20 protein-coding genes and 1 pseudogene are annotated in these 23183 nt (G+C 70.1%); 9 read left to right on the top strand and 12 right to left on the bottom strand.

Annotated features, from left to right (window positions below; all coding sequences use genetic code 11):
- Positions 1-10: 10 nt before the first annotated feature.
- The 5 genes and pseudogenes from PSESU_RS08960 to purB form a co-directional block, all read right to left on the bottom strand.
- The gene (locus PSESU_RS08960) at positions 11-2842 is read right to left on the bottom strand and encodes a 2-oxoglutarate dehydrogenase E1 component (protein WP_013535454.1); all 2832 of its coding nucleotides are present in this window, start codon (positions 2840-2842) and stop codon (positions 11-13) included.
- Positions 2843-3094: 252 nt separating this feature from the next.
- Positions 3095-3991: a GNAT family N-acetyltransferase gene (locus tag PSESU_RS08955; protein WP_013535453.1), complete on the bottom strand. Its 897-nt coding sequence runs from the start codon at positions 3989-3991 to the stop codon at positions 3095-3097.
- Between the two features lie 5 nt (positions 3992-3996).
- Positions 3997-5223: pseudogene (locus PSESU_RS08950) on the bottom strand (JmjC domain-containing protein); the annotation flags it as partial.
- A gap of 215 nt (positions 5224-5438) precedes the next feature.
- The gene (locus PSESU_RS08945; RefSeq protein WP_013535451.1) at positions 5439-5837 is read right to left on the bottom strand and encodes a VOC family protein; all 399 of its coding nucleotides are present in this window, start codon (positions 5835-5837) and stop codon (positions 5439-5441) included.
- A 187-nt stretch (positions 5838-6024) separates the two neighbouring features.
- On the bottom strand, positions 6025-7392 hold the full coding sequence (gene purB / locus PSESU_RS08940) for an adenylosuccinate lyase (protein WP_013535450.1): 1368 nt from the start codon (positions 7390-7392) through the stop codon (positions 6025-6027).
- Positions 7393-8100: 708 nt separating this feature from the next.
- Between purB and PSESU_RS08935 the strand changes: the two genes are divergently transcribed.
- Positions 8101-9579 carry a class II fumarate hydratase gene (locus tag PSESU_RS08935; protein ID WP_013535449.1) on the top strand — a complete coding sequence of 493 codons (1479 nt, stop codon included), beginning with the start codon at positions 8101-8103 and terminating at the stop codon, positions 9577-9579.
- A 139-nt stretch (positions 9580-9718) separates the two neighbouring features.
- Here PSESU_RS08935 and PSESU_RS08930 read toward each other — a convergent pair whose 3' ends face one another.
- From PSESU_RS08930 to PSESU_RS08900, 7 genes are read right to left on the bottom strand one after another with little or no spacing between them, the layout of a single operon-like run.
- Positions 9719-10498 carry a hypothetical protein gene (locus PSESU_RS08930; RefSeq protein WP_013535448.1) on the bottom strand — a complete coding sequence of 260 codons (780 nt, stop codon included), beginning with the start codon at positions 10496-10498 and terminating at the stop codon, positions 9719-9721.
- Between the two features lie 10 nt (positions 10499-10508).
- On the bottom strand, positions 10509-11177 hold the full coding sequence (locus tag PSESU_RS15700; RefSeq protein WP_013535447.1) for a hypothetical protein: 669 nt from the start codon (positions 11175-11177) through the stop codon (positions 10509-10511).
- Between the two features lie 25 nt (positions 11178-11202).
- A complete protein-coding gene (locus PSESU_RS08920; protein ID WP_013535446.1) occupies positions 11203-12027 on the bottom strand; it encodes a hypothetical protein in 825 nt (274 codons plus the stop codon).
- Between the two features lie 29 nt (positions 12028-12056).
- Positions 12057-13055 (bottom strand): ABC transporter permease, encoded by a 999-nt coding sequence (locus tag PSESU_RS08915; protein WP_013535445.1) that lies wholly within the window; start codon positions 13053-13055, stop codon positions 12057-12059.
- On the bottom strand, positions 13052-13936 hold the full coding sequence (locus PSESU_RS08910; RefSeq protein ID WP_013535444.1) for an ABC transporter ATP-binding protein: 885 nt from the start codon (positions 13934-13936) through the stop codon (positions 13052-13054). The genes PSESU_RS08915 and PSESU_RS08910 overlap by 4 nt, the downstream gene beginning before the upstream one ends.
- Position 13937: 1 nt before the next feature.
- On the bottom strand, positions 13938-14300 hold the full coding sequence (locus PSESU_RS08905; RefSeq protein WP_013535443.1) for a GntR family transcriptional regulator: 363 nt from the start codon (positions 14298-14300) through the stop codon (positions 13938-13940).
- Positions 14301-14304: 4 nt separating this feature from the next.
- On the bottom strand, positions 14305-14556 hold the full coding sequence (locus PSESU_RS08900; RefSeq protein ID WP_013535442.1) for a hypothetical protein: 252 nt from the start codon (positions 14554-14556) through the stop codon (positions 14305-14307).
- Positions 14557-14678: 122 nt separating this feature from the next.
- On the opposite strand from PSESU_RS08900, the gene PSESU_RS08895 reads away from it, so the two are divergent.
- The 8 genes from PSESU_RS08895 to greA all read left to right on the top strand — a co-directional run bounded on the left by PSESU_RS08895 (position 14679) and on the right by greA (position 23181).
- Positions 14679-15257 (top strand): glutathione peroxidase, encoded by a 579-nt coding sequence (locus PSESU_RS08895; protein WP_013535441.1) that lies wholly within the window; start codon positions 14679-14681, stop codon positions 15255-15257.
- An 80-nt stretch (positions 15258-15337) separates the two neighbouring features.
- Positions 15338-16270: an FKBP-type peptidyl-prolyl cis-trans isomerase N-terminal domain-containing protein gene (locus PSESU_RS08890; RefSeq protein ID WP_013535440.1), complete on the top strand. Its 933-nt coding sequence runs from the start codon at positions 15338-15340 to the stop codon at positions 16268-16270.
- A 78-nt stretch (positions 16271-16348) separates the two neighbouring features.
- Positions 16349-16573, top strand: coding sequence for a SlyX family protein (locus PSESU_RS08885; RefSeq protein WP_013535439.1), 225 nt, complete (start codon positions 16349-16351; stop codon positions 16571-16573).
- A gap of 63 nt (positions 16574-16636) precedes the next feature.
- A complete protein-coding gene (locus PSESU_RS08880; protein WP_041764743.1) occupies positions 16637-17281 on the top strand; it encodes a DUF2058 family protein in 645 nt (214 codons plus the stop codon).
- An 85-nt stretch (positions 17282-17366) separates the two neighbouring features.
- Complete coding sequence (dapB, locus tag PSESU_RS08875) at positions 17367-18092, top strand: 4-hydroxy-tetrahydrodipicolinate reductase (RefSeq protein ID WP_081459307.1); 726 nt, start codon at positions 17367-17369, stop codon at positions 18090-18092.
- Between the two features lie 179 nt (positions 18093-18271).
- The gene (carA, locus tag PSESU_RS08870) at positions 18272-19393 is read left to right on the top strand and encodes a glutamine-hydrolyzing carbamoyl-phosphate synthase small subunit (RefSeq protein WP_041764043.1); all 1122 of its coding nucleotides are present in this window, start codon (positions 18272-18274) and stop codon (positions 19391-19393) included.
- A gap of 72 nt (positions 19394-19465) precedes the next feature.
- Positions 19466-22708, top strand: a complete 3243-nt coding sequence (carB, locus tag PSESU_RS08865) for a carbamoyl-phosphate synthase large subunit (RefSeq protein ID WP_013535435.1) — start codon at positions 19466-19468, stop codon at positions 22706-22708.
- Entirely contained in the window at positions 22705-23181 is a 477-nt protein-coding gene (gene greA, locus PSESU_RS08860) for a transcription elongation factor GreA (RefSeq protein ID WP_081459306.1), read from the top strand. The genes carB and greA overlap by 4 nt, the downstream gene beginning before the upstream one ends.
- The last annotated feature ends 2 nt before the right edge of the window (positions 23182-23183 follow it).

Genomic DNA, 23183 nt, shown 5'->3' with positions numbered 1-23183 from the left:
TCGTCGTCGCTTATTCGGCGACGAGCTGGCTGCCGGGCGGGTTGACCAGCGCGTCGGCGACCAGCTGCTGCTGCTCGGCCACGTGGTCGGCGAAATGGCCGACGGCGGGCGAGGGCGAGCGGCTGCGGCCAGCGTAGCTGAGGGCCTGGCCCTTGCCGAGGCACGCCTGCAGGTGGTGCTTGATCTGGTACCACGCACCCTGGTTCTGCGGTTCTTCCTGGCACCAGATGACGTCGGTGGCCTTGGTGTACTTCTGCTGCAGTTCGGCCGTGAGCTGGGCGCGCGGGAACGGGTACAGCTGCTCGACGCGGATGATGGCGACATCGTCCTGGCCGCGCTTCTGGGCGTCCTCCAGCAGGTCGTAGTAGACCTTGCCCGAGCACAGCACCACGCGCTTGACCTTCTTCGCGTCGGCGGAGGCGTCCGGGATCAGGTGCTGGAACTCGCCGTTGGCCAGCTCGTCCAGGGTCGACACGGCCAGCTTGTGGCGCAGCAGCGACTTCGGCGACATGACCACCAGCGGCTTGCGGGTGGCCATCTTCATCTGCCGGCGCAGCATGTGGAAGCACTGGGCCGGGGTGGTCGGCACGCAGACCAGCATGTTCTCCAGCGCGCACAGCTGCAGGAAGCGCTCCAGGCGCGCGGAGCTGTGCTCCGGGCCCTGGCCTTCGTAGCCGTGCGGCAGCAGCAGCGTCAGGCCGGAGATGCGGCCCCACTTGGCCTCGCCGGCGGCGATGAACTGGTCGATCACGACCTGGGCGCCATTGGCGAAGTCGCCGAACTGGGCCTCCCAGATGTCCAGGGTGTTCGGGTCGGTGGTGGAGAAGCCGTACTCGAACGCCATCACCGCCTCCTCGCTCAGCAGCGAGTCGATGATGGTGCAGCGCTCCGGGCTGTCGACCAGCTGGCGCAGCGGCAGGTAGTAGCTGTCGGTCTTCTGCTCGTGCAGGATCGCGTGGCGGTGGAAGAAGGTGCCGCGACCGGCGTCCTGGCCGACCAGGCGCAGGCCATGGCCCTCGGCCAGCAGGGTGGCGTAGGCCAGGTTCTCGGCGAAGCCCCAGTCGCCCGGCAGTTCGCCGGCGCTCATCTTCGCGCGGTCCTCGTAGATCTTGGCCACGCGCGGGTGCAGCGACACGCCCTGCGGGATGGTGTTGATCAGCTTGGCCAGCTGCTGCAGCGTGGTCTTCTTGACCCGGGTATCGACCGGATCGGAGACCTTGCCCGACAGGTACTTCGACCAGTCGATGGTCAGCTCGTAGTCCTCCGGCTTGGACGGGGCCAGCTCGGTGGTGACCTCGCCGGCGTCGAGCTTGTCGCGGAAGCCGTCGGCCAGTGCCTTGCCCTCGTCGGCGGCGATCACGCCGGCCTTCTCCAGGCGGCTGGCATACAGCTCGCGGGTGGTCGGGTGCTTGCGGATGGTCTGGTACATCACCGGCTGGGTCGCCGCCGGCTCGTCGGCCTCGTTGTGGCCGTGGCGGCGGTAGCAGACCAGGTCGATGACCACGTCCTTCTTGAACTTCTGGCGGAACTCGTAGGCCAGGGTGGCCACGAACACCACCGCTTCCGGGTCGTCGCCGTTCACGTGGAACACCGGGGCGCCGACCATCTTGGCCACGTCGGTGCAGTACAGGGTGGAGCGGGCGTCTTCCTTGTTGCTGGTGGTGAAGCCGACCTGGTTGTTGACCACCACGTGCACGGTGCCGCCGACGGCGAAGCCGCGCGCCTGCGACATCTGGAACAGCTCCATCACCACGCCCTGGCCGGCGAAGGCCGCGTCGCCGTGGATCAGGATCGGCAGGACCTTGGAGCGCTCGGTGTCGCCGCGGCGCTCCTGGCGCGAACGCGCGGAACCGGCGACCACCGGGTCGACGATCTCCAGGTGCGACGGGTTGAACGCCAGGGCCAGGTGGACCGGGTCGCCCGGGGTGGCGATGTCGGCCGAGAAGCCCATGTGGTACTTCACGTCGCCGGCGTGGGCCAGGGCGTCGTGCTCGAACTTGCCCTCGAACTCGTCGAACAGCTTGCGCGGGTTCTTGCCGAGGGTGTTGACCAGGACGTTCAGGCGGCCGCGGTGGGCCATGCCGATGACGATGTCCTTGACCTTGTCCACGCCGGACTGGCGGATCACGGTGTCCAGCAGCGGGATCAGCGATTCGCCGCCTTCCAGCGAGAAGCGCTTCTGGCCGACGTACTTGGTGTGCAGGTAGCGCTCCAGGCCCTCGGCGGCGGTCAGCCGCTCCAGCACGCGCTTGCGGGTCTCGGCGCTGAGGTTGTAGTCGCCGCCGGCCAGCTCCAGGCGCTGGTACAGCCACTGGCGCTGCTCGACCTCGGCCATGTGCATGAACTCGGCGCCGATCGAGCCGGTGTAGGTCGCCTTCAGGCGCGCCAGCAGGTCGCGCAGCTTCATCCGCGGCTGGCCGGCCAGGCCGCCGGTGCTGAACTCGGCGTCCAGGTCGCGCTCGGACAGGCTGTGGAACTCCAGGCCCAGGTCCGGCGGGTTCATCGGCGGGGTCAGGCCCAGCGGATCGAGCCTGGCGCCGAGGTGGCCACGCGAACGGTAGGCGGTGATCAGGCGGCCGACGTTGCGCTCGCGCTCGTCACCGGCGCCCTGGGCGGCCGGCGCGGCGGTGGCGGCAGTGCGGGCGGCCTCGGCCACGTGGGCGATCACCGCCGAGTGCGGCACGTCTCCGGCTTCGCGACCCTTGAACCCGTCGAAGTAGGCTTTCCACTTCGGGTCCACGCTGTCGGGGGAGACCAGGTACTGCTCGTACAGGTCCTCGATGAAGGCGGCATTGCTGCCGAGCTGCGAAGACTGCGCAAACTGCTTGAGTAGGTTGTCCACGATATGTCGCGTCTGGAGGAAGGGCGGGCGCGCCGCTGGGCCCCGGACCTGGCCCCTTGGCCGGGCCGGAAAGCCGCAAAAGTATAACCCCCATTCATCGGCGGGGGGCCTTATCCAAAGGGCGGATGGCCTGTTCCGGCCATGTACTGTCGTGGTCCTGTTCACACTCGCCGTGCGCAATGCTGCGGCGATGGCGCTGGACGCGATGTGACGGGGTGCGCAGGTGGTGCGCTGGAACCGGTTACGCGGCGATCAGCCCAGCGCGCGCAGCTCGGTGCAGGGGCGCGAACGTTCCCACACCGGGTCGAAGGCATGGGCCAGGCGGCGCGCGACGTGGCCGGCCTCGATCCCGCCTTCGCCCTCGAAGCGCTGGCCAAGCGGACGGAACAGGGCGCCGCCGGTGTCGTTGAAGACGTAGGCGGAGGGGTAGCGGTCGTCGACCGGATCGCTGGTCTGGCGGAACTCGAACACGCTGGGCAGGCGCTGGGCCAGGGCCAGCAGAGGTGCGTCCTCGCGCTGCGGGCTGCCGGCGTCCTGCAGCAGGACCCGCACCTGGCAGCGGCCGGGGCGGGTGGCGAAGCGGCGCAGGGCGTCGACCACGTCGCGGCGATCGAGCAGGCCCGGATCCAGCGCCCGGCTGTAGATGCCCAGCCCGCGGCGGGCGTGGCCGGCCAGGGCGACCACCACCGCCGCGGCGGCGTCGACATCCTCGACCGGGCTGGCTCCGGGCAGGCGGCGGACCATGTGGCGATGGAGGATGCCGGCCTCGGTGAACACCGGACCGCAGGGCACGAACCCGGCACGTGCATAGAACGGCAGGGCGTGCAGCTGGGCGTGCAGGCCCACCTCGGGCCAGCCTTCGGCCCGTGCATGGGCGACCAGGGCCGCCAGCATGGCCTCGCCAATGCCGCGGCCGCGATGGGATTCCAGCACCGCCATCCGGCCGATGCGGCGCTCCGGGGTCAGGCGCGCGGTGCCGACCGGAGTGCCGTCCGAATCCCGTGCCAGCACATGGGTGCTGAGCGGGTCCAGGGCGTCGCGTTCCAGCCCGGCGGGGACGCCCTGGCCTTCGACGAACACCGTCGTGCGCACGGCATGCACCTGCGCATGCTCGCGCGCGTAGTCGGCCAGGGCGACGCTGGCGCTCATCCGCTGGCGTTTTCCACGTCGTCGTCGGCCTCGTCGCTGTCGCCGCCGGCATCCAGGGCGTAGTGGCCAGCCTCGTACAGGGCGAAGGCGGCGTCGCGGCCGGCGGCCGACAGGGCCTGCCAGGCGGCCAGGTCCAGCACCGTGGCGTCGGCCAGGCGGCGGGCGTCGGCCTGCGGCAGTTCCAGGGCGCGGCCGCTGCAGTACAGGCTGGCGTTGCGGCCGGCGTGGCGGCGGCGCCAGGCCAGGCGCGAGGCCGGGTGGCGGTGCAGGAGCCCACCCTGGGCCAGCACTTCCTCAACTCCTTCGCGCGGCAGCTCCTGGCCGGAGGGCATCACGTCGCCGGCCGCGCGGTAAGTGGTGATGAAGCGGCCGAACCAGTCGCCCAGGCGGTCCGGGTCGTTCATGCGGATCGCGTTGAGCGCCTCGACCACGCGGTTCATGGCCGCCACGTCGATCTCGTTCGGATCCGCCGGCAGGGCCAGGTCCTCGTCGTGGTAGCGGATCGCCTCGTCGGCATCGATCAGGACCTCGTCCAGCCAGTCGCCGATCAGCTCGGAGGCGGCCGGCGCGCGCATGCCGACCGAGAAGGTCAGGCACGGATCCTCGGCCACGCCGTGGTGCGGCACCAGCGGCGGCAGGTAGAGCATGTCGCCGGGGGCCAGGACCCAGTCGTGGCTCGGATTGAACTCGCGCAGCAGCTTGATCGCCGCGTCCTCGCGGAACGACAGGTCCGGGGCCGGGCGGCCCATCGCGACCGAGGCGTCGATCTGCCAGCGGCGGTGGCCGTAAGCCTGCAGCAGGAACACGTCGTAATGGTCGACATGGGCGCCGACCGAGCCGCCGGTGGCGGCGAAGCTGATCATGACGTCGTCGATGCGCCAGCGCGGCAGGAAGCGGAACTGCTCCAGCAGCGCGGCCACGTCGGCGTCCCACTTGTCCACGTCCTGGACCAGCAGGGTCCAGTCGTGGTCGGGCATGTCCGGGAAGTCCTCTTCCTGGAACGGGCCGTGGCGCACGTCCCAGCTGTCGCTGCCGCGGTCGTGGCTGATCAGGCGCGCCAGCACGCCTTCCTCGCAGGCCAGGCCGGCCAGGTCCTCGGGCATCACCGGGGTCTGGTAGCCGGGGAAGGCGTTGCGGATCAGCAGCGGGCGCTTGTGCCAGTAGTCGCGCAGGAAGGCCGCCGGCGACATGCCCAGCGGCTGGTTGCGGCTGGCGTCGACCTCGAACGGCAGGCTGCGGGCGCGGGGCGCGGCCTTGCGCGGGGATGCCGCGGCCCGGGTAGAGCTGGCGGGCCTGGCCGCACGGGTGGCCGTGGTGGCCCGGGTGGACTTCGTCGCCTTCGCAGGCTTCGTGGCCTTCGCAGCCTTCGTGGATCTGGCGGCCTTCGCAGGCCTGGCGGCGCTGGCGGTCTTGCCGCGCGTGGTGGTTTTCGTGGGGCGCTTGGTGGTCATTGGGCGATCTCGTCGTAGCCGCGGCCGAGGAACTGGAGCAGGCACCAGCCGTGCCCGAACGGGTCGGCCAGCTGCACGATGCGGCCCCAGGCAGCCTCGCGCACCTCGCCCTCGGCGCGGGCGCCGGCAGCGAGGGCGCGGGCCAGGGCCGCGTCCAGGTCCTCGACCACGACATCCAGGTGGAGTGGGGTCCAGTGTCGGTGGTAGTCACGCCGTGCGTCGCCGGCGGCATTGGAACCGGCCGGCTTGCGCAGCAGATGGATGGGAGCCTGCGCACCCAGCATCTCCACCGCGCCATCGCCGAAACGGCGCGCGGCTGACAGCCCGAAGGCGTCGCGGTAGAACGCTTCGGCGCGGGCCAGGTCGTCGACGTCGATGTTGATCAGCAGGTGCATGGCGTCGACTTTGCGGTGCGGGTGGAACGCCGCAGCGCGGGCGCGGTCAGGCAGTTGCGACGCGCGCAGGATATCGCAGGGAAGGAGGGCCGCCTTGAGCAGGGTCAAGCCCGATGATGCGTGCCGAGATGGGCGGCTTCGGTACCCCGCAACGGAACCGGCCCGCGGGTGCGGGCCGGTTGCTGGATCAGATCTCGCGGGCCAGGCGTTCGGCCAGGCCGGTGTAGCCGGCCGGGGTCAGCGCCGCCAGGCGGGCGCGGGCATCCTCCGGGAGGTCGAGCGAGGCGATGAAGCCCCGCATGGACTCGGCGGTGATGCCCTGGCCGCGGGTCAGGGCCTTGAGCTGCTCGTAGGGGTTGGGCAGGCCGTGGCGGCGCATCACCGTCTGCACGGCTTCGGCCAGCACTTCCCAGGCCGCATCGAGGTCGGCGTCCAGGCGCTGCGGGTTCACTTCCAGCTTGCCCAGGCCCTTGGCCAGCGAATCCAGACCGACCTGGGTGTGGCCGAAGGCGGTGCCCAGGGCGCGCAGCACGGTGGAGTCGGTCAGGTCGCGCTGCCAGCGGCTGATCGGCAGCTTGGACGAGAAGTGCTCGAACAGGGCGTTGGCGATGCCGAAGTTGCCCTCGGCGTTCTCGAAGTCGATCGGGTTGACCTTGTGCGGCATGGTCGAGGAGCCGATTTCGCCTTCCTTGAGCTTCTGCTTGAAGTAGCCCAGCGAGATGTAGCCCCAGATGTCGCGGGCCAGGTCGACCAGCACGGTGTTGGCACGGCGCACCGCGTCGCCCAGTTCGGCGACGTTGTCGTGCGGCTCGATCTGGGTGGTGTAGGGATTGAACGGCAGGCCCAGCGACTCGACGAAACGCTGCGAGAACGCCGGCCAGTCCACGTCCGGGTAGCTGATCGCGTGGGCGTTGTAGTTGCCCACCGCGCCGTTGATCTTGCCGCTCAGCTCGACCGCGGCGATCTGCTTGCGCTGCCGCTCCAGGCGGGCGACCACGTTGGCGATCTCCTTGCCCAGGGTGGTGGGCGAGGCGGTCTGGCCGTGGGTGCGCGACAGCATCGGCTGGGCGGCCTGCTCGTGGGCCAGACTGCGCAGGCTGGCGGTGACGCCGTCCAGCGCCGGCAGCAGCACCTCTTCGCGGGCCTGGCGCAGCATCAGGGCGTAGGACAGGTTGTTGATGTCCTCGCTGGTGCAGGCGAAGTGCACGAACTCCAGCGCCGGGCCGAGCTCGGCGTCGTCGCGCAGCTGCTCCTTGATGAAGTACTCGACCGCCTTGACGTCGTGGTTGGTGGTGCGCTCGATCTCCTTGACCCGGGCGGCGTTGGCCACCGAGAAGCCGGTGGCGAGGTCGCGCAGGCGCTGGCGCGCGCCATCGGAGAAGGCCGGCAGTTCGGCGATGCCGGGCTCCGCGCCCAGCGCCAGCAGCCACTCGATCTCCACCCGCACGCGGGCGCGGATCAGGCCGTACTCGGAGAAGATCGGGCGCAGGGCGTCGACCTTGCCGGCATAGCGGCCGTCGAGCGGGGACAGGGCGAGCAGGGCGGAATCCGTCATGGGAGGCGGCTGGCGTGGGGAACGGAGCCGCATAGTCTAAGCCGTGCCGGCGGGACGTGCCGGGCGGGGTGGGGCTGGGGTGGGCCTGGAGCGGATCGGAACAGTGGGATGGAAGGTGCACCGGCTCCGGATGGGGCCGCCGTCCCAAGGGGGCATGGGGCATCGCGCGGCTCCGCCGTCCATGGCTCCAACGCGCGACCGCAGGCCATCCATGGCCTGCTTGCCCCATGCCCCCTTGGGACGACGGCCGCTTGCGCCTTTGGGTTTCGGACTTCGGTGGAGATAGCCCCTCTCCCTGTGGGAGTGGGTTGGGGAGAGGGCCCGTGTGCGCGTGGATCGAATCCCGACCCTCACCCTCTCCGGGCGCCCCGGAGCGCGTCGACAGGGCGCGGAAACATGCCGCCTCACCGACCGGGAAAGAGGAGGGTCGGAGACTGGAAGCTCGCGAAGACGCGGTAGCGCGGGGGCATGACGCAAGCAGCACAAGGCTGTGCTGCGCTCGCGCGTTGGAGCAGGACGCGGAGCCGCGCAATGCGTCATGCCCCCGCGCTACCGCGGCTCCCCTCCGGAGCCAGCGCTCCTGCTTGTGGACGTCCTCCCCCTCGTCGTGCAAGCGCAGCTGCGGAACAAACCTGTGCCAGGGCTGCCGACAGCGTCTTACGTGGCCGGCGCTATGCTCGGGTAATCCCATCCGCACCGGAGTTGGCCATGAGTCCTTCCCCCGCACGCCCGCGCGCGAAGTCACCCCCGAAGCGGTCGGCTGCCGCGACACCGGCGCCGCGCACGCGCGTCGAGCACGACAGCATGGGCGAGCTGCAGGTGCCGGCCGATGCGCTGTGGGGCGCGCAGACCCAGCGTGCGGTGCAGAACTTCCCGGTGTCCGGGCGTCCGATGCCGCGCGGCTTCATCCGCGCGCTGGGCCTGGTCAAGGCCGCTGCGGCCGAGGTCAATGCCGGGCTGGGCCTGCTGCCGAAGAACGTGTCCGCCGCGATCCGCGCCGCCGCGCTGGAGGTGGCCGGGGGCCGGCATGACGCCCACTTCCCGGTGGACATCTACCAGACCGGGTCGGGCACCTCGTCCAACATGAATGCCAACGAGGTGATCGCCAACCTGGCCAATGCCTCGGGCAAGGCCGGCAAGCGCGCCGTGCATCCCAACGACCACGTCAACCTGGGCCAGAGTTCCAACGACGTGGTGCCCACCGCGATCCGCGTTTCCGCGCAGCTGGCCGTGGTCGAGGACCTGCTGCCGGCGATCCGCCACCTGCGCCGAACCATCGAGAAACGCGCCCGCGAACTGCGCAAGGTGGTCAAGACCGGCCGCACCCACCTGATGGACGCCATGCCGCTGAGCTTCGGCCAGGAGTTCGGCGCCTGGGCCTCGCAGCTGAAGTCCGCCGAAGGCCGCCTGGAGGATGCGCTCAAGCGCCTGCGCCGGCTGCCGCTGGGTGGTACCGCGATCGGTAGCGGCATCAATGCCGATCCGCGCTTCGGCCAGCGTGCCGCACGCGCGCTGTCGCAGCTGGCCGGCACCCGCTTCGAGAGCGCCGAGGACAAGTTCGAGGGCCTGGCCGCGCAGGACGATGCGGTGGAGCTGTCCGGCCAGCTCAACGCGCTGGCGGTGGCGCTGATCAAGATTGCCAACGACCTGCGCTGGATGAACTCCGGGCCGTTGGCCGGGCTGGGCGAGGTGGAACTGCCGGCACTGCAGCCGGGCAGCTCGATCATGCCGGGCAAGGTCAATCCGGTGATCCCGGAGGCCACGGTGATGGCCGCGGCGCAGGTGATCGGCCACCACACCGCGATCACCGTCGCCGGCCAGACCGGCAACTTCCAGCTCAACGTGACCCTGCCGTTGATCGCGGCCAACCTGCTGGAATCCGTCCAGCTGCTGGCCAACGTGTCGCGGCTGCTGGCCGACCGCTGCATCGCCGGGCTCAAGGTGCGCGCCGACGTGGTCAGGCAGGCGCTGGACCGCAACCCGATCCTGGTCACCGCGCTCAACCCGGTGATCGGTTACGAGAAGGGCGCGGCCATCGCCAAGCAGGCCTACAAGGAAGGTCGTCCGGTACTGGAGGTGGCGATGGAGGTCACCGGCCTGCCGGCGAAGACGCTTGCGCCGTTGCTGGATCCGGCCGTGCTCGCGCGCGGCGGCATCCACGGCAAGCCGGGCGGTAGCGGGGGCTGAGCAAAAAAGAAGGCCGCTACGGGGCGGCCTGGGAATCCGTCGCGGCGCTGCCGCGACGGTTGGGGATACGCACCGGTCGCGACGCGGATCGCGGCGGGCCGGATATGTTACCGCCACGGCCGGGCCGCGGCGGCAGGTGCTACTGGCGCGAGGCGCCGCGCGCGGCCTGTTCGGCCTCGCTGGCCGGGTCGGAGCCGTGGCTGGTATCGCTGGTCCCGTTGGCATCCGCCCCGTCGTCATCGCCCAGGTCCAGGTCCGACAGGGTGAGGGTGGGGGCATTGGCGACATGTCCATCCTTGCCACAGTTGTCCACCTGGTCCTGGTCCAGTTTCGCGTAAGGGCGGAATTCCGGCACGCGCGCGGCCACCGCCTGCTGCGAGGCGTAGAGGCCAGGCATGCGCGCGCAGATCAGGGCTTCGGCCTGGGCCTCGATCTTCTTGCCTTCCGCTTCCATCCGCTGTTCGAACTCGTCGGTGCCACCGGTGAAGGCGGCCTTCAGCGCGCCCTTGGCCGCCTGCAGGCCCAGGTCCGCGCCCTGCATGCCGATGGCAACGCCGGCCTTGGCGACCTCGACGATCTCCTTGCGATAGGCCAGCAACAGCTGGCGCTGTTCCTCGTCCAGCTGCACCCGCGTGCCTTCGACCAGCAGGTCGCCCTCGGGCGTGATCTCCGCCCTCGGCAGGTCGGCCGTGCTGTCGCCGAAGTTGACCGGGGTGTGGCCCTTGCCGCCGATGGCGATGTTCTCCTTCTCCATCGAGGTCACGGCGCGCTGCATCGCGGCCTGCACGGTGCGGGTGATGAAGGAGTCGCTCTGCTGCGCAGGCGGATCGGGCGGGGCCGGGGCGTCGCGGCCGCAGCCGGCGAGGGCCATGATGGCTGCCGTGATGAGGGCGAGCATCGGGGCATTGAACCTGGTCATGGTGGCGTCCTCAGATCCGCGCGAACTCGCGCCGCATTTCAGTTTCGCAGGACTCGACCTCGTCCCGCTCCAGGGTGGCATAGGGCTGGAACTCCGGCACGCTGGCGGCCAGCGCCTGCTGCGATTCAAGCAGCGGCGGCAGGCTGCGGCACAGCTGCAGGATCCCGGGCTCCAGGGTGGTGCGGATGGTCTGCTCCAGCTGCCGTTCCAGGCGCCCGGTCATGGCGCTGAAGACCAGGCCGATCACGCTGCGGTCCACGCTCTCCAGCGCGACCTCCGCGGCCTTCTCGCCGACGTCCATGCCGGCGAGCGCAACCTCGATCACCTGGTTGCGGTAGGCCAGCAGCTGCGCGCGCTGGCGTGCATCGACCGTGACCGCCTCGCCGTCGATCAGCAGCTCGCCGTCCGGCGTGATCTCGCCGCGTGGTCCCGTACTGTCTGCTGCGTCGCTGCGCGTGCCGCCGGAGCGGAACCGCAGCGACTGGCCCAGTTCCAGGTTCTCGTCCCGCAGCTCGGCGCGGGCGGTGGCCATCTCGCGGCGGACCTCGGCGCGTGCCTCGGCCAGGCTTCCGCGCAGTTCACCGGCCGCTGCCGGCGGCGCGGCCAGGGCCGACAGCGGCAGCAGCACGGTGAGCAGCAGGGGGCGGATGCGGGATGCGGCGGACGTGCGTGCATGCATGATGCTCTCCTCGTTTCCGGGCCGGTTACTTGCGGCGGGGGAGTTCGACCTGGGGAACGTCGCGGTGGCTGACGTCGCCGCTGCCGACCCGGCTGACCTGCAGGGCCGCGGCGCCCAGCACCTCGAGGTCGCCGGAACCGATGCTGCCGACCTTGACCGTGCCGCCGATCCGCTCCAGCTCGGCGTCGCCGGAGCCGATCGAACCGATCTCCACGTTGCCGCCAGCGTCTTCCAGTTCGAAGTCGCCGGAGCCGATGCTGCCGACCTCGACATCGCCACGGATGCCGGACGCCTTGACGTCGCCCGATCCGATTGCCAGCACCTTCAGCGCTCCGGCGCGGACCACCTCGAGATCGCCCGAACCGACCTTGCCGGTCACCAGGCCGCGCACGTCGCGCACCCTGGCGTCGCCGGAGCCGACATCGGCGCTGGCGCGGGCGCCACCGTCGAGGAACACGTCTCCGGAACCGACCACCAGCTGCACCAGGACGTCGTCCGGCACGGTGCCGGCCAGGTCCATCCAGACGTCGGACTGCGGGCGCAGGCCCAGCAGCTTCCAGTCCGGACCGCGCGCGCTCACCACCAGGGTGTCGCCCTCGCGCTTCTGCACCAGCTCCAGCGCGGCCAGGGCCTCGCTGGAAGGAGCGCAGGCGCGGCCGGTGATGCGGTGCTGGCCGGCGGCGGCAGCGGCCAGGCGCAGCGTGTGCTGGGCGGTTTCCACGCGCACCGTGCGCACGCCGTCCAGGTCCAGCTGCAGGTCGCGCGCCTCGGACTTGTCGCAGCGCTTTTCAGCCAGGGCGGTGCCGGGAACGATGGCCAGGCACAGCAGCAGGGGAAGCAGGTTCCGCATGTCGGTTCTCCGTTGGATGCGCGCCGGGGTCAGGCTTCGTCGCGCCAGCGGCGCAGCGGGATGGCGGCGGCGATCAGGCCCACGCCGACGGCCACGCCGATCCACAGGTCCCAGGTGCCCAGCACGTGCCAGTTGCTGGCCTCGTTCAACAGCCTGACGATCACCTGGCTCGGGTCATCGACGTTGATGTTCTGCAGGTTCTCGATGTCGCGCAGGGCACGGGTGCCCGGCATCACGCTCATCAGTCCGCGGTACACCGCCGCGTACCAGATCGCGCCCAGCGGCAGTTCCAGCGACGGCACCACGCGGCCGGCGGTGAAGCCGAGGATGCTGATCATCACGCAGCCCAGCACCGGGACCACCACCGCCCACAGGAACGGCTTGCTTCGCACCAGGGCCGAGCAGAACATCAGCCAGCCGACCGCCGGCAGCATCCACAGCATGTCCAGCGGCACGGTCGCCAGCATGTGCCCGGCGACGGTGAACGGGTGCGAGTGGGTGAACAGGGCGCTGGTGCCGGGCAGGTTGCCGGCCAGCATGGTCACAGCGGCGACCAGCCACAGGATCACGCCCACGACCAGGCCGATGGCCAGCGACATCAGCGGCGCCAGCAGCAGGGCCCAGGCGGCCTTGGACAGTACGGTCTGGGTATCGGAGACCGGCAGCGACTTCCAGAACAGGGCGCTGCGGTCGCGGCGGTCGTCGTACAGGCTGCCGAGGGCATAGAAGAACACCACGAAGCCCAGCACCGTGCCGGTCATGCTGCAGCCGGTCATCAGCAGGCCGTCGGCGGTAGCGCCCACGGCGCCGAGGTAGGCGGCCATGTTGGTGACCGCCTCATTGGCCTCCGAGCGTGACTGGATCGCGGTGGCGATGGCCAGCAGCGAGGCCATGACGACGGCGATGCCGCCGGTGATCACCGGGGCCCACAGGAAGCCGCCACGGTTCTCCCAGAACTCGCGGCGCAGCAGCCAGCCGAAGGTCCGGTTCCAGCGGTTGCCGGCGAAGTTTGCGGCAATGGCATTCATGCGTAGGTTCCTTTCATCAGGGCCACGAACAGGTCGGCAAGTCCGGGATTGCGGACCTCGCCGAGGGCGGCGGCGCGTTCCGGCGCCAGGCCGTCGAACAGGAAAACGGACTTGCCGAAGGGCAGGGCGCGCTCGTCGACCGGGCCGAGGGCACGCGCCTCGGCGGCGCGGTCGGCGCCGACCAGGACCTCGCTGTAGCGCTCGGCCAGGTGTTCCATCTCGGCCGACAGCACGATCCGGCCATCGCGGATGAACAGCACGTCGGTGAGGATGTTCTCGATCTCCTCGACCTGGTGGGTCGTGACCAGGATGGTCTTCTGTTCGTCGAAGTAGTCCTCCAGCAGGCGCTGGTAGAACTGCTTGCGGTAGAGGATGTCCAGGCCCAGGGTGGGCTCGTCCAGCACCAGCAGGCGCGCGTCGATGGCCATCACCAGGGCCAGGTGCAGCTGCACGATCATGCCCTTGGACATCTCGCGCACCCGCAGCTTCGGGTCCAGTTTGGTGTTGGCCAGGAAGCGCTCGCACTTGGCGCGGTCGAAGCGCGGATGCACGCCGGCGACGAAGTCGATCGCCTCGCGCACCCGCATCCAGCGCGGCAGCACCGCCACGTCGGCGATGAAGCAGACCTGGTTCATCAGTTCGTCGCGCTGGGTGCGCGGGTCCAGCCCCAGCACGCTCAGCTCGCCCTCGAAGCGGGTCAGGCCGAGGATCGCCTTGAGCGCGGTGGTCTTGCCCGCTCCGTTGGGGCCGATCAGGCCGACGATGCGGCCCGCGCCGATGTCGAAATCGGCGCCGGCGACCGCGAGCTTGTGCTTGTAGGCCTTGCGCAGGCCGCGCGCGGACACGACCGGCGCGGCAGCGGTTGCAGACGTTGCATTCATGTCAGTTCTTCCCCACGGACTCGAGCAGTTCCTGTGCCGACAGGCCGAGGCGCTGGATGCGCTCGACGACCGCGGGCCATTCCTCGGTGAGGAAGCGTTCGCGTTCGCTGCTGCGCAGCTTCCGCGAGGCCTCCTCGGTGACGAACATGCCCAGGCCACGGCGTTTCTCGACCAGTCCCTCGTCGGCCAGTTCCTGGTAGGCGCGGGAGACGGTGATCGGGTTGAGCTGGTATTCGGCCGCCACCTGGCGGACCGAGGGCAGGGCATCGCCCGGTTTGAGGATTCCGTCGAGCATCATGGCGATCACGCGCTCCTTCAATTGACGGTAGATCGGAGCTCCGTCGCTCCACTGGATGTCGCTCATTCGGTCAGCTCCGGGTGCGCAGCGCCTGCGCAAAGGAGAAATAGGGCATGGACAGCGACGCGCGGAGCCGGTGGGCCGGGCGCTCCGTCGCTGCTTCCAGCTCGGCTTCGGCACGCTCCATCACGGCCTCGGCGGAGCCATAATCACCCCCACGTCCCTGATGGGCGGGTAGCAGCCAGGCCAAGGTCCACAGGGCCATGGCAGCGCCCGACGCGACGAGCCAGGAATGGCGACCTGCGTAGGTAGTGCGGTTCATGGTGCTCCCTGCTTTGGGTGACTGGTGTTGTATTCAACTATAACACCTACACACGGGATGTCAAACGCCGGTTACCCCAACTGATGGCCTATGCCAGGCCACGACCCCAGGAGTTCAGAAAGATGTCCAGGTGGCTGATTGCATTGGGTTTGATGATGACGGGGCCGGGCGCGGCCCTGGCCGCGGGCGCCGACCTGCTGGACCTTGAGTACCGGCCGCTGGCCTCGCGCAGCCCGGTGAACCTGGCCGAGCGCCACGCCGGGCAGGTGCTGCTGGTGGTCAATACCGCCAGCAAGTGCGGCTTCACCCCCCAGTACGAGGGCCTGGAGGCGCTGCAGAAGCGCTATGCCGCCCGCGGTTTCTCGGTGGTCGGCTTCCCGTCCAACGATTTCCGCGGCCAGGAGCCGGGCGACGAGGCCCAGATCCAGGAGTTCTGCACCCTGACCTACGGGGTGGAGTTCCCCATGTACGAGAAGGTGCACGTGATCGGCGAGGAGGCCACGCCGCTTTACCGCCGCCTGGCCGCCGCCACCGGCGTGCAGCCGGGCTGGAACTTCCACAAGTACCTGGTGTCGCGGGGCGGGCGGGTGGTCGGCAACTGGCCGAGCAAGGTCGAGCCGGGCGACCCGGCGCTGGTGGCCGCGATCGAGCGCGAACTGGCCCGCCCGGCACCGCGCGGGGCCGCCGCCGGCACGCGCTGACCGCCGTCGCCGCGCGTGCGACAATGCGCCCGGACCGGCCATGCGCCGGCAAACGATCCACCTCATTGGAAAGGTAACGAATGAACAACCGCATGCGCGGCGCGCTGGCGTCGCTGGTGATGGGAGCGAGCGTCATGACTGGCGCGGCGATGGCCCAGGACAAGGCCACGCTGGCGACCGAGAAGGACAAGGTCAGCTATGCCGTGGGCCTGGACGTGGCCAGCTCGTTCGAGCCGCTGGCCCCGCATGTCGACCTGGATGCCATGCAGCGCGCCGTCGCCAATGCCTTCGCCGGCAAAGAGCCGCTGCAGTCCGAGGAGCAGGCCCGCGCCACCGACGCCGCCCTGCGCACCGCCCTGGCGGCGCGTGCCGGCCAGCGCGTCCCGGGCATGGCCCCGGGCGCCGAGCCGCCGGTTCCGCCGGCCGAGCAGGTCGGCCTGCTGGTCGGCGACCGCATGGTCGGCCCCTCGCTGGCCCCGCTCAAGGACGACATCGACCTGGCCGTGCTGATGCAGGCCGTGCGTACCGCCTTCGCCAAGGGCACCCCGCTGATGACCCAGGACGAGGCCGCTGCCGCCGTGCAGGGCTACCTGGTGCGCAAGCAGCAGGCCCAGGCCGAGAACAACCGCAGCCAGGGTGCCGCGTTCCTGGCCGAGAACCGCAAGCAGAAGGGCGTGATCACCACCCCGTCTGGCCTGCAGTACATGGTCCTGCGCCAGGGCAACGGCCCGCGCCCGATGCCCAGCGACACCGTCCGCGTGAACTACGAGGGCAAGCTGCTGGACGGCACCGTGTTCGACAGCTCCTACACCCGGGGCGAGCCCGCCGTGTTCCCGCTGGGCAACGTGATCGCCGGCTGGACCGAGGGCGTGGCGTTGATGCCGGTCGGTGCCAAGTACCGCTTTTGGATCCCGTCCGACCTGGCCTACGGCGCCAACGGCGCTCCGGGCGGCGTGATCGGTCCGGACGCGACCCTGACCTTCGACGTCGAGCTGCTCGACATCGCCCGCTGAGGCAGGGCACGGCCACGCCGCGACCGCGGCGTGGCCAGTATTCGCCGGTGCACGCGCGCCGGCAGGGAACGGCAAGACATGCAGTACGGGCAGGACGAACTCGAGCAACGCCTGGTTGAACTGGAAACGCGGCTGGCGTTCCAGGAGCAGGCGCTGTCGGACATGAGCGAGGCGCTGGCCGAGGCGCGCCTGGAGCGCACCCGCACCGACGCGCTGCTGCAGGCGGTGCTGGCCGACCTGCGCGGCCTGCGCGGCGCGCTGTACTCCGATCCCGGCAGCGAACCGCCGCCGCCTCACTACTGATCCGACGAACGCGCGGCGGCCACGCCGCCGCCACGCATGCCGGGCCCGCGCCCGACCGAAGACATGACCGACAGCCTCCGCGACCAGCTCCTCACCCTCGGCTTCAAGGCGCCCGAGCCCGAACGCCGCCCGCAGCCGCGCAGGGATGGCGGCGGCAAGCCGCGCCCGCAGCATCCGTCCGGCAACCGCAAGGGCGGGCCGCAGGGGCAAGGTGGCCGTGGCCGCGACGCCGGCCAGAAGCCGGGCCAGCGCCGCGACGCCGCGCCCCAGCGCAAGCCGGCCAGCGAGATGGACCTGGGCAAGGCCTGGGCGCTACGCGCGCAGCAGGAGAAGCAGGAGCGGCTCGAGGCCGAGCAGCGCCGCCAGGAAGAGGCGCGCCAGCGGCGCGAGGCGCGGGCCAGGCTGGAGGAGCTGCTGAAGGACAAGGTGCTCAACGACGAGGCGGCCGACATCGCCCGCCACTTCGAGTACGGCGGCAAGATCAAGCGTGTCTACGTCAACGCCGAACAGCTGCGCAGGCTCAACGCCGGCGAGCTGGGCGTGATCCAGCTCAACGGCCGCTACATCCTGGTTGAAGGGGCGGTGCTGGCCCAGGCCGAGCAGATCTTCCCGCAGGCCGTGGCGCTGAAGGTCGATCCCAACGCCACCGCGGAAGAGGATCCCTACGCCGATCCGCGCTACCAGGTCCCCGACGACCTGGTCTGGTGATCCGCGCGGCCGCTGGCCGCGCTTCCACATGGATCCACCCGCGAGCTTGCCGGCGCCCATGCCGGACGGCTAGCCTGCGTGGCCTATGGACAAGCCTCTGCGGGTACTCATTCACGGCGCTTCCGGGCGCATGGGCCGGGCCTTGCTGCGACTGGCAGCTGAAGCGCCGGAGCGCTGGCAGGTGGTCGCCGCCGTCACCGGGCGGGCGCCGCTGCAGCGGGTTGTGGAGGGAATCCCGCAGTTCGCCGCCGCCGAGCTCTCCGGCGTGCCCGACTACGACGTGGCCATCGACTTCAGCCTGCCGCAGGGCTTCGACCCGGTGCTGGTGCAGTGCGTCAAGCGCGGGCGGGCGCTGGTGTCCGGTACCACCGGCATCTCCGATGCCCAGCGCCAGGCCCTGGAGGGTGCCGCTGGCTCGATCCCGGTGCTGTGGGCCTCGAACTTCAGCGTCGGCGTGGCCGTGCTCAATGCCCTGGTCGAGCAGGCCGCGCGCGCGCTCGAGGGCTGGGATTGCGACATCCTCGAGCAGCACCACGTCCACAAGAAGGATGCGCCGTCCGGCACCGCCCTGACCCTGGGCGAGTCCGCCGCCCGCGGCGGCGCCGGGCCGCGTTACGCGAGCCTGCGCGCCGGCGACATCGTCGGCGAGCATACGGTGCAGTTCGCCGGGCAGGGCGAGCGTATCGAGCTGGTCCACCGCGCCACCAACCGCGACATCTTCGCCCGCGGCGCGCTGCAGGCCGCGAGCGTGCTCGCGGGCCGCCCGCCGGGCCTGTACACCATGCGGGGCCTGCTTTTCGGGCAGGACTGAGTCACCCGGGAAACCATTCGCCAGGTAAACGGCGGCGTTCCCTTTTGGGGGCGTCGCCGGTACAATTCCCGCTCGCCTGTTACCCCCATGCCCGGACCGGAGAGATGCCAGTCCGCGGTTTTTTGCAGCCTGCCTCTGGCGGGCCGGCGACAGGGCTCCTCCACCTGAAGGCGAACGACGTGACCCATCCCGCAATCCTCGTCCTCGAAGACGGCACCGTGTTCGAGGGCGAATCCGTAGGCGCCAGTGGCCTGGCCGTGGGTGAAGTGGTGTTCAACACCGCCATGACCGGCTACCAGGAGATCGTGACCGATCCGTCCTATGCGCGCCAGCTGGTCACCTTGACCTATCCCCACATCGGCAACACCGGCTGCACCGGGCAGGACGACGAGGCCGCCAAGGTCTGGTCGGCCGGCCTGATCGTGCGCGACGTCCCGCGACGTCCCAGCAACTGGCGCAGCGAGGCTCCGCTGCAGGACTGGCTGGCCGCCCGCGGCGTGGTCGCCATCGCCGGCATCGACACCCGCAAGCTGACCCGCCTGCTGCGCGAGCGCGGCGCCCAGAACGGCGCGCTGATGGCAGGCGAGGGCATCGACGTCGAGACCGCGCTGGAAGCGGCGCGCAAGTTCCCAGGCCTGAAGGGCATGGACCTGGCCCAGGTGGTCAGCACCACCGAGCGCTACGCCTGGACCGAGGGCCAGCTGGACCTGGACGCCAACGCCTTCGTGACCGCGGAGAAGAAGTTCCGCGTGGTGGCCTACGACTTTGGCATGAAGACCAACATCCTGCGCATGCTCGCCGAGCGCGGCTGCGAAGTGACCGTGGTGCCGGCGAAGACCCCGGCCGCCGAGGTGCTGGCGCTCGACCCGGACGGCGTGTTCATGTCCAACGGGCCTGGCGATCCGGAGCCGTGCGACTACGCGATCGCGGCGATCCGCGAGTTCGTGGCCAGGAAGGTCCCGCTGTTCGGCATCTGCCTGGGCCACCAGCTGCTGGCCCTGGCCGCCGGCGCGCGCACCATGAAGATGGCCAACGGCCACCATGGCGCCAACCACCCGGTGCAGGACCTTGACACCGGTCGCGTGCTGATCACCTCGCAGAACCACGGTTTCGCGGTGGACGAGGCCAGCCTGCCGGCCAACGTGCGCGTCACCCACCGCTCGCTGTTCGACGGCACCAACCAGGGCATCGAGCTGACCGACGCACCGGCGTTCTCGTTCCAGGGCCACCCGGAAGCCTCGCCGGGCCCGCACGACGTATCGCCCCTGTTCGACCGCTTCGTGGCGTCGATGGCGGCCTGACCGCCCCTCGACACGCCTACCGGCCCGGGAGCCGCAGCCACCAGGCGCGCTCCCCGCAATCCAGAGAACGAAATGCCCAAGCGCAGCGACATAAAGACCATCCTCATCATCGGCGCCGGCCCGATCGTCATCGGCCAGGCCTGCGAGTTCGACTATTCGGGCGCGCAGGCGTGCAAGGCGCTGCGCGAGGAGGGCTACCGGGTGGTGCTGGTCAACAGCAACCCGGCCACGATCATGACCGACCCGGACACCGCCGACGCGGTGTACATCGAGCCGATCAACTGGCAGACGGTCGAGAAGATCATCGCCAAGGAGAAGCCCGACGCGCTGCTGCCCACCATGGGCGGCCAGACCGCGCTCAACTGCGCCCTGGACCTGGCCGACAACGGCGTGCTCGAGAAGTACAACGTCGAGCTGATCGGCGCCAAGCGCGAAGCCATCCGCATGGCCGAGGACCGCGAGCTGTTCCGCGTGGCCATGCAGGAGATCGGCCTGGAGTGCCCGAAGGCCGAGGTGGCCAGGAGCTTCGAGCAGGCGGTGGAGATCCAGGCCAAGGTCGGCTACCCGACCATCATCCGTCCGTCCTTCACCCTGGGTGGCAGCGGCGGCGGCATCGCCTACAACCGCGAGGAGTTCGAGGAGATCGTCAAGCGCGGCCTCGAGCTGTCGCCGGTGCACGAGGTGCTGGTCGAGGAATCGGTGCTGGGCTGGAAGGAGTTCGAGATGGAGGTGGTCCGCGACACCGCGGACAACTGCATCATCGTCTGCTCGATCGAGAACCTGGACCCGATGGGCGTGCACACCGGTGACTCGATCACCGTGGCCCCGGCGCAGACCCTGACCGACAAGGAATACCAGCGCCTGCGCGACGCCTCGATCGCGGTGCTGCGCAAGATCGGCGTGGATACCGGCGGCTCGAACGTGCAGTTCGGCATCAACGCCCAGACCGGCCGCGTGGTCGTGATCGAGATGAATCCGCGCGTGTCGCGTTCCTCGGCACTGGCCTCCAAGGCCACCGGCTTCCCGATCGCCAAGGTCGCGGCCAAGCTGGCGGTGGGCTACACCCTGGACGAGCTGAAGAACGAGATCACCGGCGGCAAGACCCCGGCCTCGTTCGAGCCGGCGATCGACTACGTGGTCACCAAGATCCCGCGCTTCGCCTTCGAGAAGTTCCCGCAGGCCGATTCGCGCCTGACCACCCAGATGAAGTCGGTGGGCGAGGTGATGGCCATGGGCCGCACCTTCCGCGAGTCGGTGCAGAAGGCCCTGCGCGGCCTGGAGACCGGCAAGGTCGGTTTCGACCCGACCGGCCTGGACCTGGCGGACGAGGAAGACCTGGCCACCCTGCGCCGCGAGCTCAAGGCTCCCGGCCCGGAGCGCCTGTTCTACGTGGCCGACGCCTTCCGCGCCGGCATGGGCGTGGAGGAGATCCACGCGCTGTCCTTCATCGACCCGTGGTTCCTGGACCAGATCGAGGAGATCATCCAGGAGGAGAAGCGCGTGGCCGCCGAAGGCCTGGCTTCGCTGGACGCCGCGCGCCTGCGCAAGCTCAAGCGCGACGGCTTCTCCGACGCCCGCATGGCCCAGCTGGCCGGCACCAACGAGGCCGCGATCCGCGCCCTGCGCCGCGCGCACAAGGTGCGTCCGGTGTACAAGCGCGTGGACTCCTGCGCCGCCGAGTTCGCCACCAGCACCGCCTACCTGTACTCGACCTACGAGGACGAGTGCGAGGCCAACCCGAGCGACCGCGAGAAGATCATGATCCTGGGCGGCGGTCCGAACCGCATCGGCCAGGGCATCGAGTTCGACTACTGCTGCGTCCACGCCGCACTCGCCCTGCGCGAGGACGGCTACGAGACCATCATGGTCAACTGCAACCCGGAGACGGTCTCCACCGACTACGACACTTCCGACCGCCTGTACTTCGAGCCGCTGACCCTCGAGGACGTGCTGGAGATCGTCGAGCTGGAGCAGCCGAAGGGCGTGATCGTGCAGTACGGCGGCCAGACCCCGCTCAAGCTCGCCCGCGCGCTGGAAGCCAACGGCGTGCCGGTGATCGGCACCAGCCCGGACTCGATCGACCTGGCCGAGGACCGCGAGCGCTTCCAGCAGCTGGTCGAGAAGCTGGGCCTGAAGCAGCCGCCGAACCGCACCGCGCGCACCGCCGACGAGGCGCTGGCCCTGGCCCGCGAGATCGGCTACCCGCTGGTCGTGCGCCCGAGCTACGTGCTTGGCGGTCGCGCCATGGAGATCGTGTACGGCGAGTCCGACCTGGCCCGCTACGTGCGCGACGCGGTGAAGGTCTCCAACGACTCGCCGGTGCTGCTGGACCGCTTCCTGGACAACGCGGTCGAGGTCGACGTCGACCTGATCGCCGACGCCGAGGGCAACACCCTGATCGGCGGCGTGATGGAGCACATCGAGGAAGCCGGCGTGCACTCGGGCGACTCGTCCTGCTCGCTGCCGCCGTACTCGCTGTCGCAGGCGACCCAGGCCGAGCTGCGTCGCCAGGTGGTCGAGCTGGCCAAGGGCCTCAATGTCGTCGGCCTGATGAACACCCAGTTCGCGATCCAGACCAACGAGGAAGGCGAAGACACCGTCTACCTGCTGGAAGTGAACCCGCGCGCCTCGCGCACCGTGCCGTTCGTGTCCAAGGCCACCGGCGTGCAGCTGGCCAAGATCGCCGCGCGCTGCATGGCCGGCCGCAGCCTGGCCGAGCAGGGCGCCACCAGGGAAGTGGTCCCGGCCTACTACTCGGTGAAGGAAGCGATCTTCCCGTTCGCCAAGTTCCAGGGTGTGGACCCGATCCTGGGCCCGGAGATGCGTTCCACCGGCGAGGTGATGGGCGTGGGCCGCAGCTTCGGCGCGGCCATGGCGCGCGCGCAGGAGGCCGGCGGCATCAGGGCCCCGCAGCCGGGCAAGGCGTTCGTCTCGGTCCGCGATCCGGACAAGAAGCGCGTGCTGCCGGTGGCGAAGGCCCTGGTCGAGCGCGGCTTCAGCATCGTCGCCACCCGCGGCACCGCGCAGTGGCTGGAAGAGAACGGCGTGGCCTGCACGGTGATCAACAAGGTCGCCGAAGGCCGCCCGCACATCGTCGACTCGATCAAGAACGGCGAGATTGCCTACATCGTCAACACGACCGAAGGCCGTGCGGCGATCTCCGACTCGTTCTCGATCCGCCGCGAGGCCCTGCAGCAGCGCGTCACCTATTCGACCACCGTCGCCGGCGCCAAGGCGCTGGTGCATTCGCTTGAATTCCGCGGGACCGGCCCGGTCTGGTCGCTGCAGGAGCTGCACAAGGAGCTGCAATCGTGAGAGCCCCCATGACCCTGAAAGGCGCCCAGCGCCTGCGCGAGGAGCTTGACCACCTCAAGACGGTCAAGCGTCCGGAAGTGATCGCGGCCATCGCCGAGGCGCGTGGCCACGGCGACCTCAAGGAGAACGCCGAGTACCACGCCGCGCGCGAGCAGCAGGGCTTCATCGAAGGCCGGATCAAGCAGCTGGAGAGCGAGCTGTCGCACGCCGACCTGATCGACGTGACCAAGCTCAATGCCGGCAGCAAGGTGGTGTTCGGCGCCACCGTGACCTTGGCCGACGTCGAGACCGACGAGGAAGTGCGCTACCAGATCGTTGGCGACCTGGAGGCCGACATCAAGCAGGGCCTGATCGCGATCTCCTCGCCGGTGGCGCGTGCGCTGATCGGCAAGGAGGAGGGCGATGCGATCGTGATCGACGCTCCCGCCGGCCAGCGCGAGTACGAGATCGTCAGCGTCGAGTACCTGGGCTGAGC

Source organism: Pseudoxanthomonas suwonensis 11-1 (assembly GCF_000185965.1).
Classification (GTDB): Bacteria; Pseudomonadota; Gammaproteobacteria; order Xanthomonadales; family Xanthomonadaceae; genus Pseudoxanthomonas; species Pseudoxanthomonas suwonensis_A.
The sequence above is the reverse complement of the archived record's forward strand: the minus strand, read 5'-3'. Positions and strand labels throughout refer to the sequence as shown.

Excerpts from the sequence above, each read along its gene's own strand:
- PSESU_RS08955 (WP_013535453.1), bottom strand. The coding sequence starts at position 3,991 with ATGAGCGCCAGCGTCGCCCTGGCCGACTACGCGCGCGAGCATGCGCAG.
- PSESU_RS08945 (WP_013535451.1), bottom strand. The coding sequence starts at position 5,837 with ATGCACCTGCTGATCAACATCGACGTCGACGACCTGGCCCGCGCCGAA.
- purB (WP_013535450.1), bottom strand. The coding sequence starts at position 7,392 with ATGACGGATTCCGCCCTGCTCGCCCTGTCCCCGCTCGACGGCCGCTAT.
- PSESU_RS08935 (WP_013535449.1), top strand. The coding sequence starts at position 8,101 with ATGAGTCCTTCCCCCGCACGCCCGCGCGCGAAGTCACCCCCGAAGCGG.
- PSESU_RS08930 (WP_013535448.1), bottom strand. The coding sequence starts at position 10,498 with ATGACCAGGTTCAATGCCCCGATGCTCGCCCTCATCACGGCAGCCATC.
- PSESU_RS15700 (WP_013535447.1), bottom strand. The coding sequence starts at position 11,177 with ATGCATGCACGCACGTCCGCCGCATCCCGCATCCGCCCCCTGCTGCTC.
- PSESU_RS08920 (WP_013535446.1), bottom strand. The coding sequence starts at position 12,027 with ATGCGGAACCTGCTTCCCCTGCTGCTGTGCCTGGCCATCGTTCCCGGC.
- PSESU_RS08915 (WP_013535445.1), bottom strand. The coding sequence starts at position 13,055 with ATGAATGCCATTGCCGCAAACTTCGCCGGCAACCGCTGGAACCGGACC.
- PSESU_RS08910 (WP_013535444.1), bottom strand. The coding sequence starts at position 13,936 with ATGAATGCAACGTCTGCAACCGCTGCCGCGCCGGTCGTGTCCGCGCGC.
- PSESU_RS08905 (WP_013535443.1), bottom strand. The coding sequence starts at position 14,300 with ATGAGCGACATCCAGTGGAGCGACGGAGCTCCGATCTACCGTCAATTG.
- PSESU_RS08900 (WP_013535442.1), bottom strand. The coding sequence starts at position 14,556 with ATGAACCGCACTACCTACGCAGGTCGCCATTCCTGGCTCGTCGCGTCG.
- PSESU_RS08895 (WP_013535441.1), top strand. The coding sequence starts at position 14,679 with ATGTCCAGGTGGCTGATTGCATTGGGTTTGATGATGACGGGGCCGGGC.
- PSESU_RS08890 (WP_013535440.1), top strand. The coding sequence starts at position 15,338 with ATGAACAACCGCATGCGCGGCGCGCTGGCGTCGCTGGTGATGGGAGCG.
- PSESU_RS08885 (WP_013535439.1), top strand. The coding sequence starts at position 16,349 with ATGCAGTACGGGCAGGACGAACTCGAGCAACGCCTGGTTGAACTGGAA.
- PSESU_RS08880 (WP_041764743.1), top strand. The coding sequence starts at position 16,637 with ATGACCGACAGCCTCCGCGACCAGCTCCTCACCCTCGGCTTCAAGGCG.
- dapB (WP_081459307.1), top strand. The coding sequence starts at position 17,367 with ATGGACAAGCCTCTGCGGGTACTCATTCACGGCGCTTCCGGGCGCATG.
- carB (WP_013535435.1), top strand. The coding sequence starts at position 19,466 with ATGCCCAAGCGCAGCGACATAAAGACCATCCTCATCATCGGCGCCGGC.